The sequence below is a fragment of the Rhizobium sp. GCM10022189 genome (assembly GCF_042656325.1).
In the GTDB taxonomy this organism is placed as follows: Bacteria; Pseudomonadota; Alphaproteobacteria; order Rhizobiales; family Rhizobiaceae; genus Rhizobium.
This window is the reverse complement of record NZ_JBHSOR010000011.1, coordinates 1-20954: the sequence shown is the minus strand read 5'-3', so window position 1 is coordinate 20954 and position 20954 is coordinate 1. Positions and strand designations below refer to the sequence as shown.

Below are 20954 nucleotides of genomic sequence, written 5' to 3'. Positions count from 1 at the left end.
AGCTGGACCGTTCAGGCTTCAGCGGCCAGCTTCCGGCGGGCGATGAGCTTGCCGATGACGATCTTCGACAGGATCAGGCAGGGGGCTGCGCCGAGGAAAAACAGGAAGACCGAAAAGAAGGCGGTGTTGAAGGCGATCGTGCTTGCCTGGACCATGAGCTGCTTGCCGATCAGCGCGGCCGAAGCCCTGGTGGCGGCACCCATCTCCATTCCGTGGGCTGCGAGGCGGCGGCTTGTGAGCGCGATGCGTTCCATCACCGCCATATTGCCGGGGGTGATGTGGGCGGCGAGGACGGCGCGGTTCTGCGCCGTCTGATCCTCGATGAAGGTCTGCAGGAAGGCGATGCCGATGAGGCCGCCGATCTGGCGCCCGACGTTGAACAGGGCGATGCCATAGACCAGCTCGGTCCTGCCGAGGCTCAGCATGGTGATGAGGGTGATCGACAGGAAGAGGAAGCCGAGGGCGGCGCCGCGAACGAGGATGGCCGGAAGCATGTCGGGAATGCCGCTGCCGCTCGAAGAGCCCGACAGCATCCACATGGCGCACATCAGGCCCAGCACGCCGAAGGGAACCGTTATCGCCGGCGGCAGGCCGACGCGGCGTATCAGCAGCGCGGTCAGAAACAGCGTGGCCACGAACATCAGGCTGCTCGGCAGAAGCAGGGTGCCTGCCGCAGTCGGCGTCATGCGCAGGATGGATATCGAAAAGGCCGGGATGAGATAGCTGCTGCCGAGAAGCGCAAAACCGGCGACGAAACTGGCGATGAAGCCGAATGCGAAGCCGCCGTTGCCGAAGATGCCGAGATCGAGAAGGGTGGCGTCGCGTTTGCCGCGCAGGCTGTGAGCGATGAGCAGGATGGTGCTGGCGCCGGCGACGAGAGCCAGGAGGAGGACATTGTCGTTGCGCAGCCAGTCCAGCCGGTTTCCCTGGTTCAGCAGGTAGGTGATCGAGACCGCCGCCGCTGCAAAGAGCGCGGTTCCCGGCCAGTCGAAGCGCAGCCGCCGTGCTTCCGCTGCATCTGCGTTGCTGCTTCCGGCAAGCAGGCAGAGGGCGGCGAGCCCGAGCGGGATGACCGCGGCGAAAATCCATTGCCAGGATACCGTGTCGAGAAGCCAGCCGTGCATGAAGGGCGTCAGCGTTGCCGGCGCAACCACGGCGCCGATGGCAAAAACGGCCTGGATGATCGGCTGGTGCCTTGCGGCAAAGACCTGAAAGAGCAGCGTCTGGGCGCTGACCAGCAGAACGCCGCCGGCAAAACCCTGAAGGACCCGGAGGGCGAAGAGAGTATTCAGTTCGCTGCAATAGACGGACAGGGCGCAGGCGAGCGTCATTGCGGCCGTGGCAGCGCTCAGCGCACCCTGCAGGGTGAACCTGCCGGCAATCCAGGGCGCCAGCCCGAAGGCGAGGAGCTTGGCTGCGGTATAGCCGACATCGAGCCTGACAAATTCGTCCGAGGAGGCATAGGTATCCCCCATGATATCGAGCCTTGCCAGCGACAGCACGGTGCCGGCGATCGCCTCGGTCAATGCCGCCAGAACCGCCCCGGCGAGGAGGCTGGTGCGGGAGAGGGGCAAAACCCGGCTGCGCTCGATCGGTAGGTCAGACATGCTGCATGGTCCTTGCTGGCGGAAGCGCGCGCCCGTCGCGGGCAGGCGCCAGCGTGGAAGATGCGGCAGGTTTGGCGAATTGATAATCCGCGATCTGGTGGAAGGACTATAAAGCCTGGCTTGCAAGTCTTGCCGTATTGCGCAGCCGGCGCGGACGCTCTGGGCGGCGATCGCGGAGCTTGCGCCGCCGACGGGAATTTCCGCCTTGCCTATGGGAGGCGAATCCTGCCAAGTCGCTTCCATGCAATTCGCCCCGCAACAGGATGAAGCCCTGAAGGCCGTTTCGAACTGGCTGAAGGAGGGCAGGTCGCCGCTCTTTCGGCTGTTCGGCTATGCCGGCACGGGCAAGACGACGCTTGCGAAGCATTTTGCCGAGCATGTGGATGGCGACGTGCTGTTTGCGGCCTTTACCGGCAAGGCGGCGCAGGTGCTGCGCTCGCGCGGGGCATCGAACGCCAAGACCATCCATTCGCTGATCTACCGGCCGCGCGGCGAGGAAGAGGTGGAGGACGAGGAAACCGGCAAGACCTCGATCGCGCCGATGTTTTCCATCAACCGCCAGAGCCCGGTCGCCAAGGCGGCGCTCATCATCGTCGACGAGTGTTCGATGGTGGACGAGGCGCTGGGCAAGGACCTGATGAGCTTCGGCACGCCGATCCTGGTGCTCGGCGATCCCGGCCAGCTGCCGCCGGTGACGGGCGGCGGCTTCTTCACCAATCAGGAGCCGGACTACCTGCTGACCGACATTCACCGGCAGGCGCGCGACAACCCGATCATCCAGCTTGCCATGCAGGTGCGCGAGGGCAGGGAGATCATGCATGGCGACTACGGCAAGGCGCAGGTGATCTCGAAGAACGAGGTGACGCAGCCGTTGGTGCTCGACGCCGACCAGGTGCTTGTCGGCACCAACAAGACGCGGCGGCGCTATAACCAGCGCCTGCGTGAATTGAAGGGCTTTACGACCGAACATCCGCAGACCGGCGACAAGCTGGTCTGCCTGCGCAACGACCCGGCCAAGGGCCTTCTCAACGGCTCGCTGTGGCAGGTGATGACCTCGTCGAAGGAAACGACGAAGCCCGGCATCAACCTGCTGGTCCGCCCCGAGGACGACGACATGGATCGGGGCGCGGCGAAGATCAAGCTGCTCAAGCAGGCCTTCGAGAATGTCGAAGGCGAGATCCCCTGGAACACGCGCAAGCGCTATGACGAATTCGACTACGGCTATGCGCTGACGGTGCACAAGGCGCAGGGCTCGCAGTGGAACAATGTCGTGCTGTTCGACGAAAGCTGGGCCTTTCGCGATACGCGCGAGCGCTGGCTCTACACCGCGATCACCCGCGCGGCCGAGACGCTGACCATCGTGCGCTGATATCCGGCTTTCGCTGCCGCGGGGGCATGCGGTGGCGGCCGCAGCCGGGATGGGGGAATCAGGCCTGCACGATGCCGTGCAGGACCGCCTTGGCGATCGCCTGGAAGCGATTGTTGGCGTGGAATTTCAGAATGATATCGGCTTCGAGCGCGCGCGCTTCCTCATGCTTGAGGTCAAGGGCGCGGGCAATGCGCGGCGTCGAATAGCCCTCGGCCATCAGTTCCAGGCACTGGCGCTCCTGATCGGTCAGGCTTGCCCGGTCCCTGTTGTCGTTGATCGGCGGCAGGTCGAGGCTGGTGTCGTAATCGAGCAGGTCGCTGACCTGCTGAAGCTGGCGGTGCAGCGTCGACATTTCGGCCGTCAGCTCGCGCTTGCGCTGGGACAGGGCCTCGCGGAAGATCGATTCGGCCTCTTCCTGGGAGGCGGCGCTGCGCAGCACGTCCATCAATTCCTGGATGACGGCGATCGGCATGCCGGTTTCGCGGCAGACGGTGATGACCGCCATGCGCATGACGTCATCCTGATCGTAGACGCGCATCAGGCCGATGCGGTTGGCGGAAATCAGGCCTTTTTCTTCATAGAAATGCAAAGTCCTGTGCGTGACGCCGAAAGCATTGGCCATGTCGGCAATGGGAACGGGACCTTGCGGGAGATCCGGCGGCAAAGCGGCCGAAGGCAGGAACCGGTATTTCGACCGGGCCTCCGAAGCGATACCGGCGGCAGCAAACAAACGTCTGGAACCGTCTGGCATGAACCCTCCTGGGGCATAGAGTTGCACCTCATGCGGTTTGCCAGTTGCTTCCGGAGCGCGGCGAGTGGGGTTTCCTCAAGCGTTCTTATCGTTGGGAGAAGCAGTACTCGGCGTACTTACTCGTTACGCAGCGCCCAGCTTATGCGCGGGCGGTCTTTTTTGTAAGTGCTAAAAATAACCGTTTTTAAATGGGATAGCAATGTTCGGGCGGCCCGATCCACCTCTTGCTGGCGATGTGTGGTACAAAGCTACCATATGGTTTGCCGCTACCGGCGAATGAACTTCCGGCGGAACGGGAATTACTATCTGCGGTACGCGCATGACGTCAGAACGTTGTCCGGACGGGCCATCACCGGCCGGCATGAACGCATCTGCGAATCTCATTGGCCTTGGCGGGCCGCTTGGCTTAAAAGCGGGGCGAGTCTCCACCTCTGACCGGATAGCGCCATGCCCGCCAAACTCTCCGTGAACCTCAATGCCATTGCCATGCTGCGCAACCGCCGCGACCTGCCCTGGCCAAGCGTGGAAGGGCTCGGGCGCATCGCGCTTGCCGCCGGCGCTTCGGGCCTGACGGTGCATCCGCGGCCGGACCAGCGCCATATCCGCTTTTCCGACCTGCCTGTCATCCGCAACCTGATCGACGACGAGTTTCCGGATGCCGAATTCAATATCGAGGGCTATCCGACCGAGGAATTCCTGGAGCTTTGCGCCAAGGCCCAGCCGGAGCAGGTGACGCTGGTGCCGGACGATCCTTCGCAGGCGACCTCGGATCACGGCTGGGATTTTCGCAAGCATCAGGCGTTTCTGACCGATGTCGTGGGACGGCTGAAGAAGATGGGATTTCGCGTCTCGCTCTTTGCCGACGGCGATGGCGACGCGGAAGCCGTGAAGGCCGCAAAGGCGACCGGGGCCGACCGGATCGAACTTTACACCGGCCCCTATGGCGGCTGCTACGACGCGCCGGAAAGGGCGGCGCCGATCCTCGAAGGGCTCGGCAGGACGGCCGATGCCGCGCTCGCGCTCGGCCTTGCCGTCAATGGCGGCCATGACCTGACGGTGGCAAACCTGCCGGCGCTGGTGAAGCGCATTCCCGATCTCGCCGAAGTTTCGATCGGCCACGGGCTGACGGCCGATGCGCTGGAATATGGCATGGCGGAAACGGTGCGCCGCTTCTGCCGGGCCTGCGGCCAGAAGATCTGAAAGACGGCCCGCCCGCGGTGGATGCGAGGGCGGGCCTTCCGGCAGGCTCAGGCGGTGAGTGCTGCCTTGTTGGCGACGAAATAATCCTTGAGCGACTGCGGCTGCTTTCCGGTCAGCCTGGCGAAATCGTCGGTGACGATATCGAACTTGCCGGCGCGCGTATTGGCGTCGGCCGAAACCAGCATGTCGGCGACGAAGCCCGGCAGGCCGGCGCCGCGAATGCCCTGACCGAGCTGCTCGTCGGTCACGGTGATGACTTCGAGCGGCTTGCCGGTGGCTTCGGTGGCGATTGCGGCAATTTCCTTCGGCGTCAGCGACTGTTTGCCGGTCAGCGTGTAGGTGGCGCTTTCGGCAATGCCCGCTGCCAGCACCGAGGCGATGGCGAGCGCGCAATCGTCACGCGAGATGGTCGAGATCTTGCCGTCGCCGGCCGAGGTGAACCATTTTCCGGCCTGCAGATTGTGCGGCATGCTGTGCAGGTAGTTGTCGTGATACCAGGCGTCGCGCACGATCGTGTAGGGGATGCCGCTTTCCCTGATGGCGTTTTCGGTGCCGAGATGGTCGGGCGCGAAGGTGACGAGCGAATCGTCGGGCGAGGGCATGGACGTGTAGGTGATGTGCTTCACCCTGGCCCTGACGGCGGCGGCAACGGCAGCCTTGTGCTGGGCCAGGCGCTTGCCGGGCGTATCGAGCGAATCCGTGCTGATGATGAGCAGGCGATCGACGCCGGCAAAGGCGGCTTCGAGACCGGCGGCATCGTCAAAATCCGCCTTGCGGGTCACGACGCCAATGGCGGCGAGCGTGGCGAGCTTCTCCGGGCTGCGGGTTGCGGCAATGATGTTTGCCGGGGCGACCCTGTAGCTTTCGATCAGGTGATGGATGACACGCTGACCGAGCTGGCCTGCGGCGCCGGTGACGAGAATGGTTTCGCTCATGGTTTCCTCTAGCGTTGATAGGTGGTCTCAAAAAGAGACTAACGCTAGAATAGGAATTGACCTGGGGCTGTAAAGAAGGCAGTTTTTCGGGAGTTCGTTACCAAAAAGGAACCAGCTCATGGCCGGAACCATCGTCACTCTGAAAGCGAGAGCGCAGGGCGCGCGGCGCGAGATCGACCTTGCGAGCCTGGATTTTACCAATTGCCCGGTGCGGGACGTGCTGCAGCAGATCGGCGGCAAGTGGTCGACGCTGCTTCTCGAAGCGCTTGCCAAGCAGCCCTACCGTTTCGGTGAATTGCGCCGGATGATCCCGGATATTTCCCAGCGCATGCTGACGCAATCGCTGCGCGACCTGCAGCGGGACGGCTATATCGAGCGGGAGGTTTTTCCGACGAAGCCGCCGAGCGTGGAATACCGGATGACCGATCTCGGCCGCTCGCTCTACACGGTTCTGTCGCAGCTTCTGAACTGGGCGGAAGCCAACCATGACGAGGTTCGCGCCGCGCGGCTGCGTTTCGACGTGGAGCAATAGGGCAGAGCGGGGAAGAGGATCAGGCGGGCGGGACGCCGCCTGATCCCGAGCGCGTTACTTCTCGCGGCCTTCCGTCAGGAAGAACAGGAAGGCGAGGGCCGGGAAGCAGAAGCCGATCCAGGCCGCCATCGTCCAGCCGCCGGTCGCATAGGCCCAGCCGCCGAGCGCGGAGCCGATGGCGCCGCCGGTGAAGAAGGTTGCCATGAAGAGGCCGTTCAGGCGGCCGCGATGTTCCGGGCTGAGCCCGTAGATGGCGCGCTGGCCGCAGACGAGGTTGGTCGTCACGCCGAAATCGAGCAGGATCGCGGCGGCCGTCAGGAGAACGAGCGCCGTCAGCGAGCCGTCGGTGGCGAAATGGCTGACGAGGAAGGAGCCCATGGCGAGCAGCATGGCAAGCGTGGAGGCGACCTTCGTCATGCCGCGGTCGGCGAGGCGGCCGGCGATCGGCGAGGCCACGGCGCCGGCAGCACCGGCAAGGGCAAACAGCGCGATGCCGTTCTGCGACATGCCGAAGGCGGGGCTAGCGAGCAGCAGCGGCGCCGTCGTCCAGAACAGGCTGAAAGCGCCGAACATGCCGGCCTGATAGAGGGCGCGGCGCTGCAGCACGCGCGAGTTCAGCGCCAGATGGCCCATCGAGGCCAGCAGTTCACCGTAACGCAGCTTCGTGTGGGGGACGCGGACCGGCAGGTTGGCGCGCAGCACGATGCCGAGCGCGATCATGACGGCGGCGGTGAGGTAGTAGACCATGTGCCAGGACGAGGCCTCGGCAACGAGGCTCGCGAAGGGGCGGGCGAGCATGATGCCGCAAAGCAGGCCGCTCATGACATTGCCGACGACCTGGCCGCGCGTCGCATCCGGCGCCATGCTGGCGGCGAAGGGGACGAGAACCTGGGCTGCGACCGAGGCGAGGCCGATGCAGAGCGAGGCTGTCAGGAACATGCCCGGCGTCGAGGAGAAGGCGGCGCCGATCAGCGCCAGCGCGGAGGCTGCGATCAGCGTCAGGATGAGGCGGCGGTTTTCGAAGAGGTCGGCCAGCGGCACGAGCAGCAGCAGGCCGAGGCCATAGCCGATCTGCGTCAGCGTGACGATGAGGCCGGTTGCGGCCGGCGTGAAGCCGAGATCGGTGCTGATCGGGCCTGCCAGCGGCTGGCCGTAATAGAGATTGGCGGCGACGAAGCCGCAGGAGGCTGCAAAAAGGAAGGTTAGCCAGGGGGACAGGGCGCGGGGCAAGGCCGTATCCGGCGTGGTGGCTGAAACGCTCATCGGAAACTCCAGAGGGCAATGATTGGGAGGATTGAATGCAAATATTCGTCTGCCGCCGCCCGATCCCTGACCGGATGACGGTATCTCGCTCGTCAGGTCACGAGCCGCATGGCCGCCTCGGCCGCAGCGATCATCTCCTTCTCGCCGCGTCCCGTCCTCCCGATGACGCGCAGGCCCTTGGTCAGGCAGAGAAAGGTAAGGGCGGTGGCATCGGCATCCACTGTCGACGGGATCGTGCCGTCGGCCTGGCCGATGCGGATGAGATCGGCCATCAGCTTCTCGTCGGCGGAAAAGGCGGCGGCCACATGTGCCGCGGCTTCTTCGTCCAGCAGCGAGAGATCGTTTGCGCCGCCGACGACGAGACAGCCCTTGAGGCCGGCCTCGCCGTGGGACAGTTCGGCGTAATACATCACCATCTGGAAGACCTTGTCGCGGCCGGTCGCGGCAGCGGCGACCCTTGCTTCCAGCCGGCCGCGGCCGAGCTGGCGATAGCGCTTGAAGGCGGCAAGGAAGATGCCGCTCTTGTCCTTGAAGGCCTTGTAGACACTGCCGGAGGCAAGGCCCATGGCCTCGGTCAGCTCGCTGATCGAGGCGGCGTGGTAGCCGCGCTCGGAAAAGACGCGCAACGCCGCATCGAGGGCGGCGTCCATATCGAACTCGCGCGGGCGGCCGCGGCTGCGGGTCTTTGCATCGGGTGTCAGGGCGTCAACGGTCATGGCGCCTAATTAGGGAATGACCATTTCCAAATCAAGTAAAATTTCTGCGACGCCGCAAGATCAGAGATCGAGCACCCAGGTCTGGCCGTTGGCTTCCGGCCCGAACATGCGATGTCTCTCTTCGGAGACAAGCCGGAAGCCGGCCTTCTGATAGATGGCGCGGGCGGTGTGGAGGAAGTCGTTCGTCCAGAGCGAGATCTGCCTGTATCCCTTGCGGCGGGAAAAGGCGATGCATTCGTCGACCAGCTGTTTGCCGAGCCCGAGACCGCGGGCGGCCTTGTCGACATAGAGAAGGCGGAGCTTGGCGATGCCGTCGCCGCCATTGGTGATCAGCACCGAGCCGAGATTGATGCCGCCGCGCTCGGCGATCCAGCAATATTCCATCGCGGGGTCGAAATTGGCGAGGAATTTTCCGGCAACTTCGGCGACCAGCCCCTCGAAGCGCAGATCCCAGCCGTATTCCTCGGCATAGAAGCGGCCCTGGCTCTGGACGATCCAGCCGATATCGCCGGCCCGATGCGGGCGGATGACGGCGGCCGCCGGTTTTGCCTGCGGATCGAGGATCGCCCGGATCGTGCGCATGGCATCGACGGCGGCTTCCGGCTCGCCATCGGCAAGCGTGTCGAAGCGGGCGGCGATCTGGGCATTGGCGCGGTGGCCGAATTCCTCGAACTGGCTGCGTCCCTTGCCGGTGACAGTAAGGATCTGGCTGCGCTGGTCGGCGGGGTCGGGTCTGGCTTCGATGAGCTCTTCTTCGCGGAAACGCTTGAGGATGCGGCTCAGATAGGCCGGGTCGAGCTGCAGGTCGCGGGCGAGCGCGCCGGCATTGACGCCATCATGAGCGCCGATCTCGAAGAGCACGCGCGCGTCCGTCAGCGTAAACGGCGTATCGAGATAGGCCTTGTTCAGCAGGCCGAGGAAGTTCGTGTAGAAGCGGTTGAATTCGCGGGCGGATTCGATGAGGGCAGGATCGGTCACGGCAGGGTCTCCTACAGCATCGGCCCGAGAATCGGTTTCGATTTTCGGTAAGCCTGATGCGCAGATTCAAAGAGTTGGAACGCCATGCGTCAGAATGGACGCATGGCGTTCTAACAAGACTCTGTCGTTTTTGATTGACTGAGTCAACTAAATTGATGACTCAGGCTGCATCTTCCTTGACCTTGGTCAGTTCTCCCTCCAGCGCGAAATCGACGGCGGCGCGGGCATGGATCGCGGTCGTGTCGAAGCCGGGCAGGGGAAGGCGATCGGGATCGAGGATCAGGCAGATCTCGGTGCAACCGAGAATGATGCTGTCGGCGCCCTTTTCACGGGCGCGCTCGATCACGGCCATGAGTTTCTGGCGCGAACTGTCGAGCACCTTGCCGGCGCAGAGTTCGCTGAAGATGATGTCGTGAACGGTCGTGCGGTCGGCCGCTTCCGGCACCATGATCTCGAGGCCGAGGCTTTTCATGCGGTCGGCATAGAAGCCGTGTTCCATCGTGTAGCGCGTGGCGAGCAGAAGCGGGCGCTTGCAGCCGGCCTCATGGATGGTCCTTGCCGTTTCGTCGATGATGTGGATCAGCGGCACGGAAATGCGGGCGGCAACCTCGGGCGCGATCAGGTGCATGGTGTTGGTGCAGATCAGCATGCAATGGGCGCCGGAAATCTGCAGGCGCAGCGCGACATCGCCAAGGCGCGAGGCAGCCATATCCCAGGCGCCGGCCTTCTGCAGGGCAACGATCTCCTCGAAATTCACCGAATGCATGGTGAGCTCGGCAGAGGCGAGGCCGCCCAGCCGCTCGCGCACCATTTCGTTGATGAGACGATAGTAGACCGCCGAGCTTTCAAAGCTCATGCCGCCGATCAGGCCGATGGTTTTCATGGATGGTCGCTCCCCCCTGACAGTTTCGAATGCGGGAATGATGCCGCAGATCGGGCGCAATGTGTTTGCGTTGTTTGTGCTTTCCTGTCAAAATGTGCTATTGGTTTGCATAGGTTTTCTATTTCTCGCAAAAATTCGGCGCAGGCTGGATATGATCGACGATCGCGACAGGCGGATTCTGGATATCCTGCAGGAGGATGCAGGCATCTCCGTGACCGACCTTGCAGAACAGGTGGCGCTCTCCGTCTCGGCCTGCTCGCGGCGCATCCAGCGGCTGGAGGAGACCGGATACATCGCCCGGCGCATCGTCGTGCTCGACCGCGAGCGCATGGGCGTGCCGACGACCGTCTTTGCGCTCGTCAAGACCGCGCATCATTCCGACGAGTGGACCGAGAGTTTTCGGCGGGCGATCAGCGATATTCCCGAGATCGTCGAGGCGCACCGGCTGACGGGCAATTACGACTATATCCTGAAGATCGTGCTGCCGCGCGTCGAGCATTACGACGTCATCTACAAGCGGATCGTGCGCAAGATCGAGCTTTTCGACGTCTCGGCCTCGATTTCCATGGAGCTTTTGAAACAGGGTCTGTCCATTCCCGTTTCCTATGCCTGACATTGTGGGGTGCTATGCCGAAACGGCGGTTGAATCCTGCCTGCGAAAGGCGACATTTGATGCAGCGAAATGGCGCGAAAGGGGTGGGTCATGAGCGAACATCATGTCGTCGTTGTCGGCGGCGGTTTCGGCGGGCTGCAGCTCGTCAAGGGGTTGAAAGGGGCGGGCGTGAAGATCACGCTCGTCGACCGGCGCAACCACCATCTCTTCCAGCCGCTTCTCTATCAGGTGGCAACGACCATCCTTTCCACCTCGGAGATCGCCTGGCCGATCCGCCATCTCTATGCCGACCGGCCCGAGGTGACGACCCTGCTTGGCGAGGTCAACGGCGTCGATGCGCGCGCCAAGACCGTTTCGCTGCGCAGCGGCATGGTGCTGAACTACGATACGCTGGTTCTGGCGACCGGCGCCACACACGCCTATTTCGGCCATGACGAATGGGAGCCGGTGGCGCCCGGCCTGAAGACGCTGGAGGACGCGACGACGATCCGCCGGCGCGTGCTGCTTGCCTTCGAGCGGGCGGAAGTGGAAAGCGATCCGGCCGTGCGTGATGCGCTGCTGACCTTCTCCATTGTCGGCGCCGGCCCGACCGGTGTCGAGCTTGCCGGTATCATCGCCGAGCTTGCGCATTTCACGCTGCCCAAGGAATTCCGCAATATCGATACGCGCAAGACCCGCGTCGTGCTGATCGAGGCAGGTCCGCGCGTGCTGCCGGCCTTTGCCGAGGCGCTTTCGGCCTATGCGCAGAAGGCGCTGGAAAAGCTCGGCGTCGAGGTGCTGACGGGAACGCCGGTGACGCAATGCACGGCCGACGGCGTGACGGTCGGCGACAGGTTCATTGCGAGCCGGACCATCGTCTGGGCGGCGGGCGTGCAGGCATCGCATGCGGCGCGCTGGCTGGGCGTGGCCGCCGACCGGGCAGGGCGCGCCATCGTCGAAAAGGATCTGACGGCACCCGGCCTGCCCGATGTCTTCGTGATCGGCGATACGGCTTCCGTCACCCAGGAGAGCGGCAAGCCGGTGCCGGGCATCGCGCCGGCCGCCAAGCAGCAGGGCGCCTATGCGGCGAAGGTGATCCGCGCCCGTATCTCCGGCAAGCCGGCGCCGGGGCCGTTCAGATACTGGCATCAGGGCAGCCTGGCGACGATCGGCAAGAGCGCGGCGATCATCGATTTCGGCCGTTTCAAGCTCAAGGGCTGGCTCGCCTGGTGGATCTGGGGCCTTGCCCATATCTACTTCCTGATCGGCACGCGCTCGCGCTTCGCCGTCGCCTGGAACTGGCTCTGGATCTATATGAGCGGCCAGCACAGCGCCCGGCTGATCACCCAGCGCGAGACGATGCGCGACGACGGCTAGATGCAGACGCGGATGCAGGGCCTTTGCCTGGGCGTTCCGGCCCCCATCCGCGCCCTTACTGCCATTCGCCGTTCGGCAGGCGCCCGTGATAGGGCGTGTCGCGGCAATGTCCCCAGGGGCCAAGCCAGTAGCCGGGAGGGCAGGGGTTTGCCGCGACCGGCGGATAATAGGGCGGGGGATAGGCCGGCACTGCATAGGCGGGGCGTCGCGTCGCGGCCAGGCCCAGGGCGGCGCCCGTCGCAAGCCCCATGCCGTACCAGCCGGCATTGTTCCAGCCGTGCCAATGATCGATGAAGACGGCAGCCGGTCCGGATGCGCCGGCAAGGCTGCCCTCCAGCACCGACACGTCGAACGTCAGCGTCGTGCCGTCGAGTTTCGGAGACTTCAGCGTGACGACGGCATCCGCGATGCTGGAACCGCCGCCGAGAACGGAGATGGTGGCGTTCGGCGGATCCTTGTCGAAACTGTCGGGACCTTCGGCCCACTGCCTGACGAGTTCGGCGGTGGCCAGATGGCCCGCTGCCCGCACGGGGCGATCGGCGAAGATGATGGCGTTGGCGGAAACGCCGGTCAGGGTCAGCGTGTTGCCTTCAAGCCTTGCGCCATCCGCGTTCACGACCAGCAACGATGCCGCCGGCCCCTGCCGGCTCACCTCGCCGATGGTCTTTTCGAGGGGAATATGCGGCCTGACGGCTGCATCCTGCGCGAGAGCGTTGCCGCCGAGCAATGCGAGCGTGCCTGCCAGAAGCAGGCTGAATCTTTGCGTTGGTATCATCGATGACATCCTTGCTGGATTGACAGTGTGCCGTTGATCGAAGGCAAGGGCCGGGAGCCGCCGTTTCTCCCGCCATGGCGGATGAGGTTGACGTCCCGGTTGCTATCTGGCGGCGGTCAGGGTGACTTGAAGCACGCCGGTTGCGATGTTGAGGCCGGTTTGGCCGTCAACGGAAAGCGGCTGCAGCGAAAACGACCGGTTGTTGCCGCCGACGAGCGCATTGGCCCCGACGCCGACCCCCACGGATGCGCCCGCGCCGACACCGACATATTTGCCGGCAAGCGCGCCTTTCGGGACGCCGCGCATTGCCGATGCGACAGCCCAGATCAGATGGCCCTGATCGACCTTGCCGAGTTCGATGCCGTATTCATCGATGCTGCCGGCATAATTTTCGGGCTGTCCGCCATCGGGCTTGAACTGGCAATTGAGCGACTGCTTGCGGCTCAGGATCTCTCCGACGCCCTTCGAGACGTCGCAGGAGAGGATGCCGATCTTCGCGACATCCGCATGGCCGGAGCCTGCGGCGGCCAGCATGGCCATGGCAAGCATCAAACCGCCGGTGCTTTTCGAGATGTTCATGATGAAGTCCCCTTTTTCATCAGGTGTCGCGCCTGTTGCGGCAATGTCCCCGCAGGCCACGCCGGAAAGTAAAAGAACGACGGACGCGCAGATCGTCGTTCCGGGCATCGGTTTTCCTCAAGTGCAGATATGCGAAATCGACGGCCTGCCGCGCGAACGGAGCCGGATGCTGCTACGGATACTTTGGTTTCATCCGCATATTATGAACTGCTTTATGAAGTTTTGTGAACATACATTGGCTTCGAGGTGCCAAAATATGTCTCAGCGACATATTGAGTCGCAAACAGGATATTTATCCGGCTGGTTACTTGTCGGGCGTGCCGGATACACTTCGGCGATTTCGCTATCTGCGGGGAGCAGGTAGTGATCCGCCCTGCGCTGCAGCCCTCACGGGAATGCGTGGAGCGGGGGATTGCAGGCTGCCGCATGCGGCCGGGCGGGGCGCCCCTGTTCGGCCGCGCCGGGGTCAACGGCGCTGACGATGCCGTCGCCGTCAGGCCCTATCCATACATGAAAAAGGCGGCCCGAAAGCCGCCTTCCTGTTCCGTCAGGCCGCCAGCGAGGCGATGTCGATGACGAAGCGGTAGCGCACGTCGCTCTTCAGCACGCGCTCATAGGCTTCGTTGACCTGCTGGATGTTGATCGTCTCGATCTCGGCGACGATGTTGTGCTTGCCGCAGAAATCGAGCATTTCCTGGGTTTCCTTGATCGAGCCGATCATCGAGCCGGAAATGCTCTTGCGGCCGGGAACCAGCGAGAAGGCGTGGACCGGGATCGGGTTTTCGGGAACGCCGACCACCACGAAGGCGCCGTCCACCTTCACGAGGCCGAGATAGGCATTCCAGTCGATCTCGGCGCTGACGGTGCAGATGACGAGGTCGAAGGCGCCGCGCAGCTTCGTGAAGGTTTCCGGGTCGTTGGTGGCGTAATATTCCTTGGCGCCGAGCTTCAGGCCGTCTTCCTTCTTGGAGAGCGTCTGCGAGAGCACGGTGATATCGGCACCCATGGCCGCACCGAGCTTGACGCCCATATGGCCGAGGCCGCCCATGCCGACGATCGCGACCTTCTTGCCGGGGCCGGCATTCCAGTGGCGCAGCGGTGAATAGAGGGTGATGCCGGCGCAGAGCAGGGGCGCGGAAGCGTCGAGCGGAAGGTTGTCCGGGATGGACATGACGTAACCTTCCTTGACGACGATCGAGTCGGAATAGCCGCCCTGGGTGCGGGTGACGCCATCGGCTTCGAACTCGTTGTAGGTGCCGACGAGACCCGGCATGTACTGTTCGCGGTCGAGATCGCGGGTGGCGCAGCCGACGCAGGAATCGACGAAGCAGCCGACGCCGACGCGGTCGCCGACCTTGAACTTGGTGACTTCGGAACCGACAGCCGTGACGATGCCGGCGATTTCATGGCCCGGAACGATGGGATAGACGGCGTTCTTCCACTCGTTGCGGACGGTGTGGATGTCCGAATGGCAGATGCCGGCAAACTTGATTTCGATGACGACGTCATCCGGGTTCGGATTGCGGCGCTCGAAGGTGAAGGGCGTCAGCGGCTTGGAAGCGTCAGTCGCGGCGTAGCCTCTAGCGATAGGCATGGGAACCATCCTTTTCGATGTGTGGGAGTTGGGGAGGCGAGTGGATGGCCGGACTATTGCGCCGAACGCTGCCGCAGCGTTAGAGCGATACTCTCAGCTTTTTGCACGATCCTGCAAATGTGAGCCTGGCGCCTGTTTGCGAAACGGAAAAGCGCCTCTAAATAAAGGCGGTATCGCTGACGCCAGACAGAAAGAGTTGCCGCATGACATTGCCTTTCAATCCCTACCGGGAAATCGTCGATATCGCGATGCGCTTTGCGCCCGGCGACGGCGAATTCCGGACATCGATCGGCAATCTTCACATCAGCCGCCGCTCCAATCCCAGCGATCCGCTGCACAGCAGCTACAAGCCCTGCTTTGCCTTTGTCCTGCAAGGCGCCAAGAGCCTTCGCCTCGGGGAGGAGACAATCAGCTACGGCACCGGCGACTATCTTCTGACCTCGCTCGATCTGCCGGTCGCCTGGCGCATCGCCGAGGCAAGCCCCGAGGTGCCGCATCTCTGTCTCGGGCTGGCGATCGATTCCGAAAAGCTGCTGGAACTCCTGAGCAGAATCGACATTCCGCGCCCCGCCGCCCATACGGACGGGCAGCGCGGCATGACCGTCAACGTCGCGCCGCCGGAGCTTCTGGATGCTGCCGTGCGGCTCCTGCGCTTGCTCGATCGTCCGAAAGACATTCCGGCCATGGCGCCGCTGATCGAGCAGGAAATCCTCTACCGGATCCTGACCGGCCCCGACGGGGAGCGGCTGATCAATATCGCCACCGCCGACAGCCACAGCAACAGGATCGCGCGGGCGGTGGCCTGGCTGAAGGAGAATTTCGCCCGGCCGCTGCGCATCGAGGAACTGGCCGACCATGTCAACATGAGCGTGTCCTCCTTCCACCATCACTTCAAGTCGGTGACGGCGATGACGCCGATGCAGTATCAGAAGCAGCTTCGCCTGCACGAGGCGCGAAGGCTGATGCTGGTGGAGCGGCTGGATGCGGGCACGGCCGGCCACCGCGTCGGCTACCAGAGCCCGTCGCAGTTCAGCCGCGAATATAGCCGCCTCTACGGCGCCTCGCCGGCGCGCGACGTGGACGGCGCGCGGGATGCGATTGCGGCGGAATAATCAGCCGGGAAATTTCAGGGCCTTGTCGCTGCGGCATTTCGCAAGCGTCAGCTGGCGGAAGGAGAGGATGCGCGTAATGCGCTCCCTGCCGTCCGTCTCGACGCTCATGCAGGCGCAGGCATAGCCGTAATTGCCGTTGGTGCGCACATAATCGTGCTCGGAAATATCGGGTATCAGGTCCATGCCCTCGGGCTCGTCGTCGCTTCCCTGCGTCATGATCGTCCAGGTGTTCTGCGCGTCGTCCAGCCACCAGTTGGCAGGCGTCGGGTTCTGGATCCAGCCGCAGCGCGTCTCGGCGGCAAGGGCCGGAAAGGCAAGCGCCGGAAAGGCGAGGGCAAGCGACAGGGCGGCGGCGGGCGCGGATTTCTTCATGGGCGATTCTCCTTGCTGGCGATGCTGGCCTATCCGCCCGCCTTCGAACAGCCGAATTCCGCTGTTTCATATGAGATGAAAAAATCTCAGGATGCTTCTTGACGGGAGCCTGCGATCTGGCGCATAAACGCCACGAACCGTACCGTACGGTACGTAAATGGGGAGTTGAGACCGTGTCAGTCGATGTCGCAGAGCCGAGCGAGTTTTCGCCACGCCAGAACGCCGTTCTGGAGCAGGCGCTGCAGCTTCTCGTCGATGGCGGGGAGAAGGCGCTGACGACTTCGGGCGTCGCGCGCGCCGCGAATTGCTCCAAGGAGAGCCTCTACAAGTGGTTCGGCGACCGTGACGGCCTGCTGTCGGCGATGATCGCCTATCAGGCAAGCAAGGTGCGCACCTTCGAGCGCAGCGGCGAGCGGCTGACCTATACGAGCCTGCACGACCATCTCGTCATCTTCGCGCGCGACCTGCTGGAGGTTCTGGCCGGCGACGTGTCGCTGGCGCTGAACCGGCTGGCGATCGGCCATGCCAGCGCACATGAGGCGCATCGCGACGGCTCCAAGCTCGGCAAGCTCCTGCTGGAGCGCGGCCGCCGGCAGATCGACCGCCGCGCCATGGCGCTGATCGACGCGGGCAAAAGGGCAGGGCTGCTGCGTTTCCACGATGCGGACGAGGCCTATCATACGCTTTACGGCCTCATCGTTTCCGACCTGCATGTGCGCATGCTGCTCGGCGAGCCCGGCCTCAAGGATACCGCGCGTCAGGCCGAGAAGGCGGTGACCGCCTTCCTGCGCCTCTACGGCACGGACAAGGTTCTGGCGGAGATGCCGATCCTCGGCTGACCCGTTTTTTGAAGTGAACAAGACAAGCAAAAGGGAAGGAATTTCAATGCGCGTCTATTACGATCGTGATGCCGATCTCAACCTCATCAAGTCGAAGAAGGTCGCCGTCATCGGCTACGGTTCGCAGGGTCGCGCTCACGCGCTGAACCTCAAGGATTCCGGCGCCCAGAACGTCGTCATCGCGCTCAAGGCCGGTTCGCCGACCGTCAAGAAGGCCGAAGCCGACGGCTTCCAGGTCAAGACGGTTGCCGAAGCTGCCGCCTGGGCCGACCTGATGATGATGGCAACCCCGGACGAGTTGCAGGCCGATATCTACAAGGCCGACATCGCCCCGAACATCCGCGACGGCGCAGCGATCGCCTTCGCCCACGGCCTCAACGTGCATTTCGGCCTCATCGAGCCGAAGGCTTCGGTCGATGTCGTCATGATCGCCCCGAAGGGCCCGGGCCACACGGTTCGCGGCGAATACCAGAAGGGCGGCGGCGTTCCCTGCCTCGTTGCCGTTCACCAGAACGCATCCGGCAACGCGCTTGAGCTCGCTCTCTCCTACGCCTGCGGCGTCGGCGGCGGCCGTTCGGGCATCATCGAAACCAACTTCCGCGAAGAGTGCGAAACCGACCTCTTCGGCGAACAGGTCGTTCTGTGCGGCGGTCTCGTCGAGCTCATCCGCGCCGGTTTCGAAACGCTGACCGAAGCCGGTTACGCACCGGAAATGGCCTATTTCGAATGCCTGCACGAAGTGAAGCTGATCGTCGACCTGATCTATGAAGGCGGCATCGCCAACATGAACTACTCGATCTCGAACACGGCCGAGTGGGGCGAATACGTTTCCGGTCCGCGCATCATTACCGCCGAGACCAAGGCCGAAATGAAGCGCGTCCTGAAGGACATCCAGACCGGCAAGTTCACCTCCGAATGGATGCAGGAATACAAGTCGGGCGCGGCCCGCTTCAAGGGTATCCGCCGCGTCAACGACGCTCACCAGATCGAAGAGGTCGGCGCCAAGCTGCGCGGCATGATGCCGTGGATCGGCAAGAACAAGCTGGTCGACAAGTCGGTCAACTAAGCGGCTTGCCGACCCCCGTCATCTCTTTGCTGCACGCCTGCGGCGATGCGGGGAATCGGCAAGAACGAGCTGGTCGACAAGTCGGTCAACCAAGCGGTTTTGACGACGTGATTACGAGAGGCCGGGGCGAAAGCTCCGGCCTTTTTGCTATTGGAGTGTCCGTCTGAGGATGGACTTCGATGGGGTTGATGTGTTTGAAGCAATTGTGAGGTCTGCGAGGCAGGATCTGGAAGAGGGGCTCTGGTCTCTCTATTCAGCGTTTCAGAACTATCCGTTTCCGCAGTCGCTGGATGCTTCGCCTCTGCGCGACCCAGAGAAAATTCTCTCCGACCTGAAATCGGCGCCCCTGCGGGAGTTGAGCGCCGAAGCGCTCGGACCATACGCGGCAAGTGCGATGACCACGGTAGGTTCGGCTGATGAATTCAAGCATTTCCTGCCCCGAATCCTTCATCTGTCCGTCATTTCTCCCTGCTCCTACGGCTTCGAACCGCCTGCTATCGCTTCAAAACTTGCCCTAAGCGATTGGAAGCAGTGGCCTGTTGCCGAACAGACGGCGGTCGCGAATGTTGTCTATGCGGCTTGGGCCTTCAAGAGACTGCAGGACCCGGATTTCGATCCGTCGGCCTGGGATTGGATACTGGCGATGGCAAGGCTCGATCTTCAAATTGAGTCCTGCCTCGGCCTGTGGGTACGGCAGCCGACTCCGAATGCATTTCTGCAGCTTGCCCGCGCCGATCTAAAGGGTCTCTACCGAGGCAACGGTTTCTGGGAGGATATCGCAGCCGAAAAACGCCGTTTTGTCCTTGATTGGGTGACCGGCACCACTGTCGAAAACGCAGTGATCGAATTGGTGGAGGCGATACCTACAGGAGAGCAATGGCAGATCGACCGTCTGCTGGATGAAATCGAAGAATTGCGGCGGTTGCCTTGGCGCGTTGAAGAGCCTCTGGGATAGTGCGGCTGGCTTAATCATCGTGGTGGTGTAGGTTGCCGCGAAAGCTCCGGCTTTTTCATTTACGAGCGGCAAGATGCAGCCAGCGGGTCGGCTTGTTGTCATAACCGCCGCCATCGGCTTCGTTGATGGTGACGTTTCTCCAGCCGCCGGCAACGAGCAGTTCCTGCAGCCATTCGCTCGAAGGATAGTTGTAATAACGCCCGAAACCGTCATGGCCTTCGGCGGTGCCGGCCTTGAAGCTCGCGTGGAAGATGCCGCCTTTCTTCAAGGCGTTGCGGATGAGGGCGAGGATGGCGGGGAGATCGGTGCGGGGCACATGCAGCAGGCTCGCCTCGGCCCAGATCCCGTCGAATTCCTCGCGCGCGGCAAGCTCCTCGAAGCGCATGACCTTCACCGGCCTGCCGACCAGCTTCTCGGCCTGCCGGGCAAGCTCGGCCGAGCCGTCTGTCGGCGTGACGTCGAAACCCCTGGACAGCATGTAGGCGCAGTCCTGTCCGCCGCCGCAGCCGAGTTCGAGAATGCGCGCCTCTTCGGGAAGGGCGGCGAGGAAGGAGTCGAGCCTTGCCGTTGGTGGTTTCCGGTCGCGCGTGGCGTAGGTCTCGGCATTGTCGTCGTAGAAGGAGGTTGTCATGGGTTCTTCTCGAGATAGACCACGCGCTCCAGACCTTTGAAATGGGCGTCGAGTGTCAGCACGTCGGCATCGTGCAGTTCGGAGGTCGCATAGATAATGGCGTCCGCGAGGGCGAGTTTGCGCCTCGCGGAAACTTCGGCGGCGCGGCGGGCAAGCGTCGTGTTGAGAGGGACTACGACGCAGGTGGTGGTATAGGCGAAGAAGGAATCGACGGCTTCTTCGCGGTGTTCGCGTTCCAGCCACTTGGCGAGTTCGAGCTGGACGATAGTGGGGACGATGCAGTTGGCTCGGTCGGGCATCTCGGCCTGAAGGCGTTCGGCAGCGGGGCCCTGGGTCAGCCATTCGATCCAGGCGGTGCTATCGACGACACGCATCAAAGCCGGTCTTTCCGGTCGCGGTAGTCGCTTGGGTCCGCGCCTTTGGCCATGCCCTTGAGATCTGTCAGTTCAGGGACAGGGATGAGGAGCACGCCTTTTCCCTTGGGTATGAAGACGAATTCCTGTCCGGCGGACCAGTGCTGCTGTTCGCGCACTTCCTTGGGAATGGAGATCTGGAATTTTGCGGAGAGGGTTGCCCTTGCCATTCTTACCTTCCTCCATCGATCGGCAGATAGTAAGAATTCGTGCCGGGCCGGTCAATGGCGAACCATTCTCGAGGCCAGGCGATTGGTTCGGGCATGAAAAAACCGGGCACTTTGCCCGGTTCAGACCGCTGACAAACCCGTCGATTTTTTCGGCGGGTTTTGTTTTTGAAGGTTTGGTTGTTTCCGGTTTGGCCGTGAGGCAGACGAAGTTGGCGGCCTTTTGCCTTCATGTCATGGCTGGTTTG

25 protein-coding genes are annotated in these 20954 nt (G+C 63.1%); 10 read left to right on the top strand and 15 right to left on the bottom strand.

All coding sequences use genetic code 11. The annotated features are described in order from the left end of the window. Positions 1-11: 11 nt before the first annotated feature. Positions 12-1607: an MFS transporter gene (locus ACFPWW_RS09155; RefSeq protein WP_377311447.1), complete on the bottom strand. Its 1596-nt coding sequence runs from the start codon at positions 1605-1607 to the stop codon at positions 12-14. 241 nt (positions 1608-1848) lie between these two features. On the opposite strand from ACFPWW_RS09155, the gene ACFPWW_RS09150 reads away from it, so the two are divergent. Continuing rightward, positions 1849-2976 (top strand): ATP-dependent DNA helicase, encoded by a 1128-nt coding sequence (locus ACFPWW_RS09150; RefSeq protein WP_112569550.1) that lies wholly within the window; start codon positions 1849-1851, stop codon positions 2974-2976. A 58-nt stretch (positions 2977-3034) separates the two neighbouring features. Here ACFPWW_RS09150 and ACFPWW_RS09145 read toward each other — a convergent pair whose 3' ends face one another. Then, positions 3035-3727 carry a MerR family transcriptional regulator gene (locus ACFPWW_RS09145; protein ID WP_112569553.1) on the bottom strand — a complete coding sequence of 231 codons (693 nt, stop codon included), beginning with the start codon at positions 3725-3727 and terminating at the stop codon, positions 3035-3037. A 447-nt stretch (positions 3728-4174) separates the two neighbouring features. Here ACFPWW_RS09145 and ACFPWW_RS09140 point away from each other — a divergent pair, with 447 nt between their 5' ends. Beyond that, positions 4175-4927, top strand: a complete 753-nt coding sequence (locus ACFPWW_RS09140) for a pyridoxine 5'-phosphate synthase (RefSeq protein ID WP_112703226.1) — start codon at positions 4175-4177, stop codon at positions 4925-4927. A 47-nt stretch (positions 4928-4974) separates the two neighbouring features. Here ACFPWW_RS09140 and ACFPWW_RS09135 read toward each other — a convergent pair whose 3' ends face one another. Further along, complete coding sequence (locus ACFPWW_RS09135; protein WP_377311446.1) at positions 4975-5862, bottom strand: SDR family oxidoreductase; 888 nt, start codon at positions 5860-5862, stop codon at positions 4975-4977. A gap of 118 nt (positions 5863-5980) precedes the next feature. Here ACFPWW_RS09135 and ACFPWW_RS09130 point away from each other — a divergent pair, with 118 nt between their 5' ends. After that, entirely contained in the window at positions 5981-6394 is a 414-nt protein-coding gene (locus ACFPWW_RS09130) for a winged helix-turn-helix transcriptional regulator (protein WP_112703228.1), read from the top strand. A 54-nt stretch (positions 6395-6448) separates the two neighbouring features. Here the strand turns inward: ACFPWW_RS09130 and ACFPWW_RS09125 are convergent, their stop codons facing one another. The 4 genes from ACFPWW_RS09125 to ACFPWW_RS09110 all read right to left on the bottom strand — a co-directional run bounded on the left by ACFPWW_RS09125 (position 6449) and on the right by ACFPWW_RS09110 (position 10234). Beyond that, positions 6449-7657, bottom strand: coding sequence for an MFS transporter (locus ACFPWW_RS09125; protein WP_377311445.1), 1209 nt, complete (start codon positions 7655-7657; stop codon positions 6449-6451). A gap of 92 nt (positions 7658-7749) precedes the next feature. Beyond that, a complete protein-coding gene (locus ACFPWW_RS09120; RefSeq protein WP_112569563.1) occupies positions 7750-8373 on the bottom strand; it encodes a TetR/AcrR family transcriptional regulator in 624 nt (207 codons plus the stop codon). Between the two features lie 60 nt (positions 8374-8433). Further along, the gene (locus ACFPWW_RS09115; protein ID WP_112569565.1) at positions 8434-9351 is read right to left on the bottom strand and encodes a bifunctional helix-turn-helix transcriptional regulator/GNAT family N-acetyltransferase; all 918 of its coding nucleotides are present in this window, start codon (positions 9349-9351) and stop codon (positions 8434-8436) included. 160 nt (positions 9352-9511) lie between these two features. After that, positions 9512-10234 (bottom strand): aspartate/glutamate racemase family protein, encoded by a 723-nt coding sequence (locus tag ACFPWW_RS09110; RefSeq protein WP_113414214.1) that lies wholly within the window; start codon positions 10232-10234, stop codon positions 9512-9514. Between the two features lie 151 nt (positions 10235-10385). On the opposite strand from ACFPWW_RS09110, the gene ACFPWW_RS09105 reads away from it, so the two are divergent. Together ACFPWW_RS09105 and ACFPWW_RS09100 are read left to right on the top strand one after the other, a co-directional pair. Next, a complete protein-coding gene (locus ACFPWW_RS09105) occupies positions 10386-10847 on the top strand; it encodes an Lrp/AsnC family transcriptional regulator (protein WP_112569569.1) in 462 nt (153 codons plus the stop codon). 90 nt (positions 10848-10937) lie between these two features. Next, positions 10938-12203 carry an NAD(P)/FAD-dependent oxidoreductase gene (locus tag ACFPWW_RS09100; RefSeq protein WP_377311444.1) on the top strand — a complete coding sequence of 422 codons (1266 nt, stop codon included), beginning with the start codon at positions 10938-10940 and terminating at the stop codon, positions 12201-12203. A 55-nt stretch (positions 12204-12258) separates the two neighbouring features. On the opposite strand, the gene ACFPWW_RS09095 is transcribed toward ACFPWW_RS09100, so the two are convergent. Then, positions 12259-12978, bottom strand: coding sequence for a hypothetical protein (locus tag ACFPWW_RS09095; RefSeq protein ID WP_113499474.1), 720 nt, complete (start codon positions 12976-12978; stop codon positions 12259-12261). Positions 12979-13080: 102 nt separating this feature from the next. Continuing rightward, positions 13081-13557 carry a DUF992 domain-containing protein gene (locus ACFPWW_RS09090; protein WP_377311443.1) on the bottom strand — a complete coding sequence of 159 codons (477 nt, stop codon included), beginning with the start codon at positions 13555-13557 and terminating at the stop codon, positions 13081-13083. On the opposite strand from ACFPWW_RS09090, the gene ACFPWW_RS09085 reads away from it, so the two are divergent. Next, entirely contained in the window at positions 13556-13921 is a 366-nt protein-coding gene (locus tag ACFPWW_RS09085) for a hypothetical protein (protein WP_377311442.1), read from the top strand. The genes ACFPWW_RS09090 and ACFPWW_RS09085 overlap by 2 nt on opposite strands. A 183-nt stretch (positions 13922-14104) precedes the next feature. On the opposite strand, the gene ACFPWW_RS09080 is transcribed toward ACFPWW_RS09085, so the two are convergent. Beyond that, positions 14105-15151: an NAD(P)-dependent alcohol dehydrogenase gene (locus ACFPWW_RS09080; protein WP_112703332.1), complete on the bottom strand. Its 1047-nt coding sequence runs from the start codon at positions 15149-15151 to the stop codon at positions 14105-14107. A gap of 203 nt (positions 15152-15354) precedes the next feature. Here ACFPWW_RS09080 and ACFPWW_RS09075 point away from each other — a divergent pair, with 203 nt between their 5' ends. Continuing rightward, on the top strand, positions 15355-16263 hold the full coding sequence (locus ACFPWW_RS09075) for an AraC family transcriptional regulator (protein ID WP_112569577.1): 909 nt from the start codon (positions 15355-15357) through the stop codon (positions 16261-16263). Here ACFPWW_RS09075 and ACFPWW_RS09070 read toward each other — a convergent pair whose 3' ends face one another. Further along, a complete protein-coding gene (locus ACFPWW_RS09070; protein ID WP_377311441.1) occupies positions 16264-16635 on the bottom strand; it encodes a DUF4087 domain-containing protein in 372 nt (123 codons plus the stop codon). 173 nt (positions 16636-16808) lie between these two features. Between ACFPWW_RS09070 and ACFPWW_RS09065 the strand changes: the two genes are divergently transcribed. The 3 genes from ACFPWW_RS09065 (at position 16809) to ACFPWW_RS09055 (ending at position 19495) form a co-directional block, all read left to right on the top strand. Continuing rightward, positions 16809-17474 carry a TetR/AcrR family transcriptional regulator C-terminal domain-containing protein gene (locus ACFPWW_RS09065; RefSeq protein WP_112569581.1) on the top strand — a complete coding sequence of 222 codons (666 nt, stop codon included), beginning with the start codon at positions 16809-16811 and terminating at the stop codon, positions 17472-17474. 46 nt (positions 17475-17520) lie between these two features. Beyond that, complete coding sequence (gene ilvC / locus ACFPWW_RS09060) at positions 17521-18540, top strand: ketol-acid reductoisomerase (RefSeq protein WP_112569583.1); 1020 nt, start codon at positions 17521-17523, stop codon at positions 18538-18540. Between the two features lie 169 nt (positions 18541-18709). Then, positions 18710-19495: a hypothetical protein gene (locus ACFPWW_RS09055; RefSeq protein ID WP_377311440.1), complete on the top strand. Its 786-nt coding sequence runs from the start codon at positions 18710-18712 to the stop codon at positions 19493-19495. A 55-nt stretch (positions 19496-19550) separates the two neighbouring features. On the opposite strand, the gene ACFPWW_RS09050 is transcribed toward ACFPWW_RS09055, so the two are convergent. The 4 genes from ACFPWW_RS09050 to ACFPWW_RS09035 form a co-directional block, all read right to left on the bottom strand. Next, the gene (locus tag ACFPWW_RS09050) at positions 19551-20126 is read right to left on the bottom strand and encodes a class I SAM-dependent methyltransferase (protein WP_377311439.1); all 576 of its coding nucleotides are present in this window, start codon (positions 20124-20126) and stop codon (positions 19551-19553) included. After that, positions 20123-20500 (bottom strand): type II toxin-antitoxin system VapC family toxin, encoded by a 378-nt coding sequence (locus ACFPWW_RS09045; protein WP_377311438.1) that lies wholly within the window; start codon positions 20498-20500, stop codon positions 20123-20125. Before ACFPWW_RS09045 ends, ACFPWW_RS09050 begins: the two co-directional genes overlap by 4 nt. Then, the gene (locus tag ACFPWW_RS09040) at positions 20500-20709 is read right to left on the bottom strand and encodes an AbrB/MazE/SpoVT family DNA-binding domain-containing protein (RefSeq protein WP_112703239.1); all 210 of its coding nucleotides are present in this window, start codon (positions 20707-20709) and stop codon (positions 20500-20502) included. The genes ACFPWW_RS09045 and ACFPWW_RS09040 overlap by 1 nt, the downstream gene beginning before the upstream one ends. Positions 20710-20711: 2 nt before the next feature. Beyond that, the coding region (locus ACFPWW_RS09035) for a hypothetical protein (RefSeq protein WP_377311437.1) at positions 20712-20954 on the bottom strand (243 nt) is incomplete at its 5' end.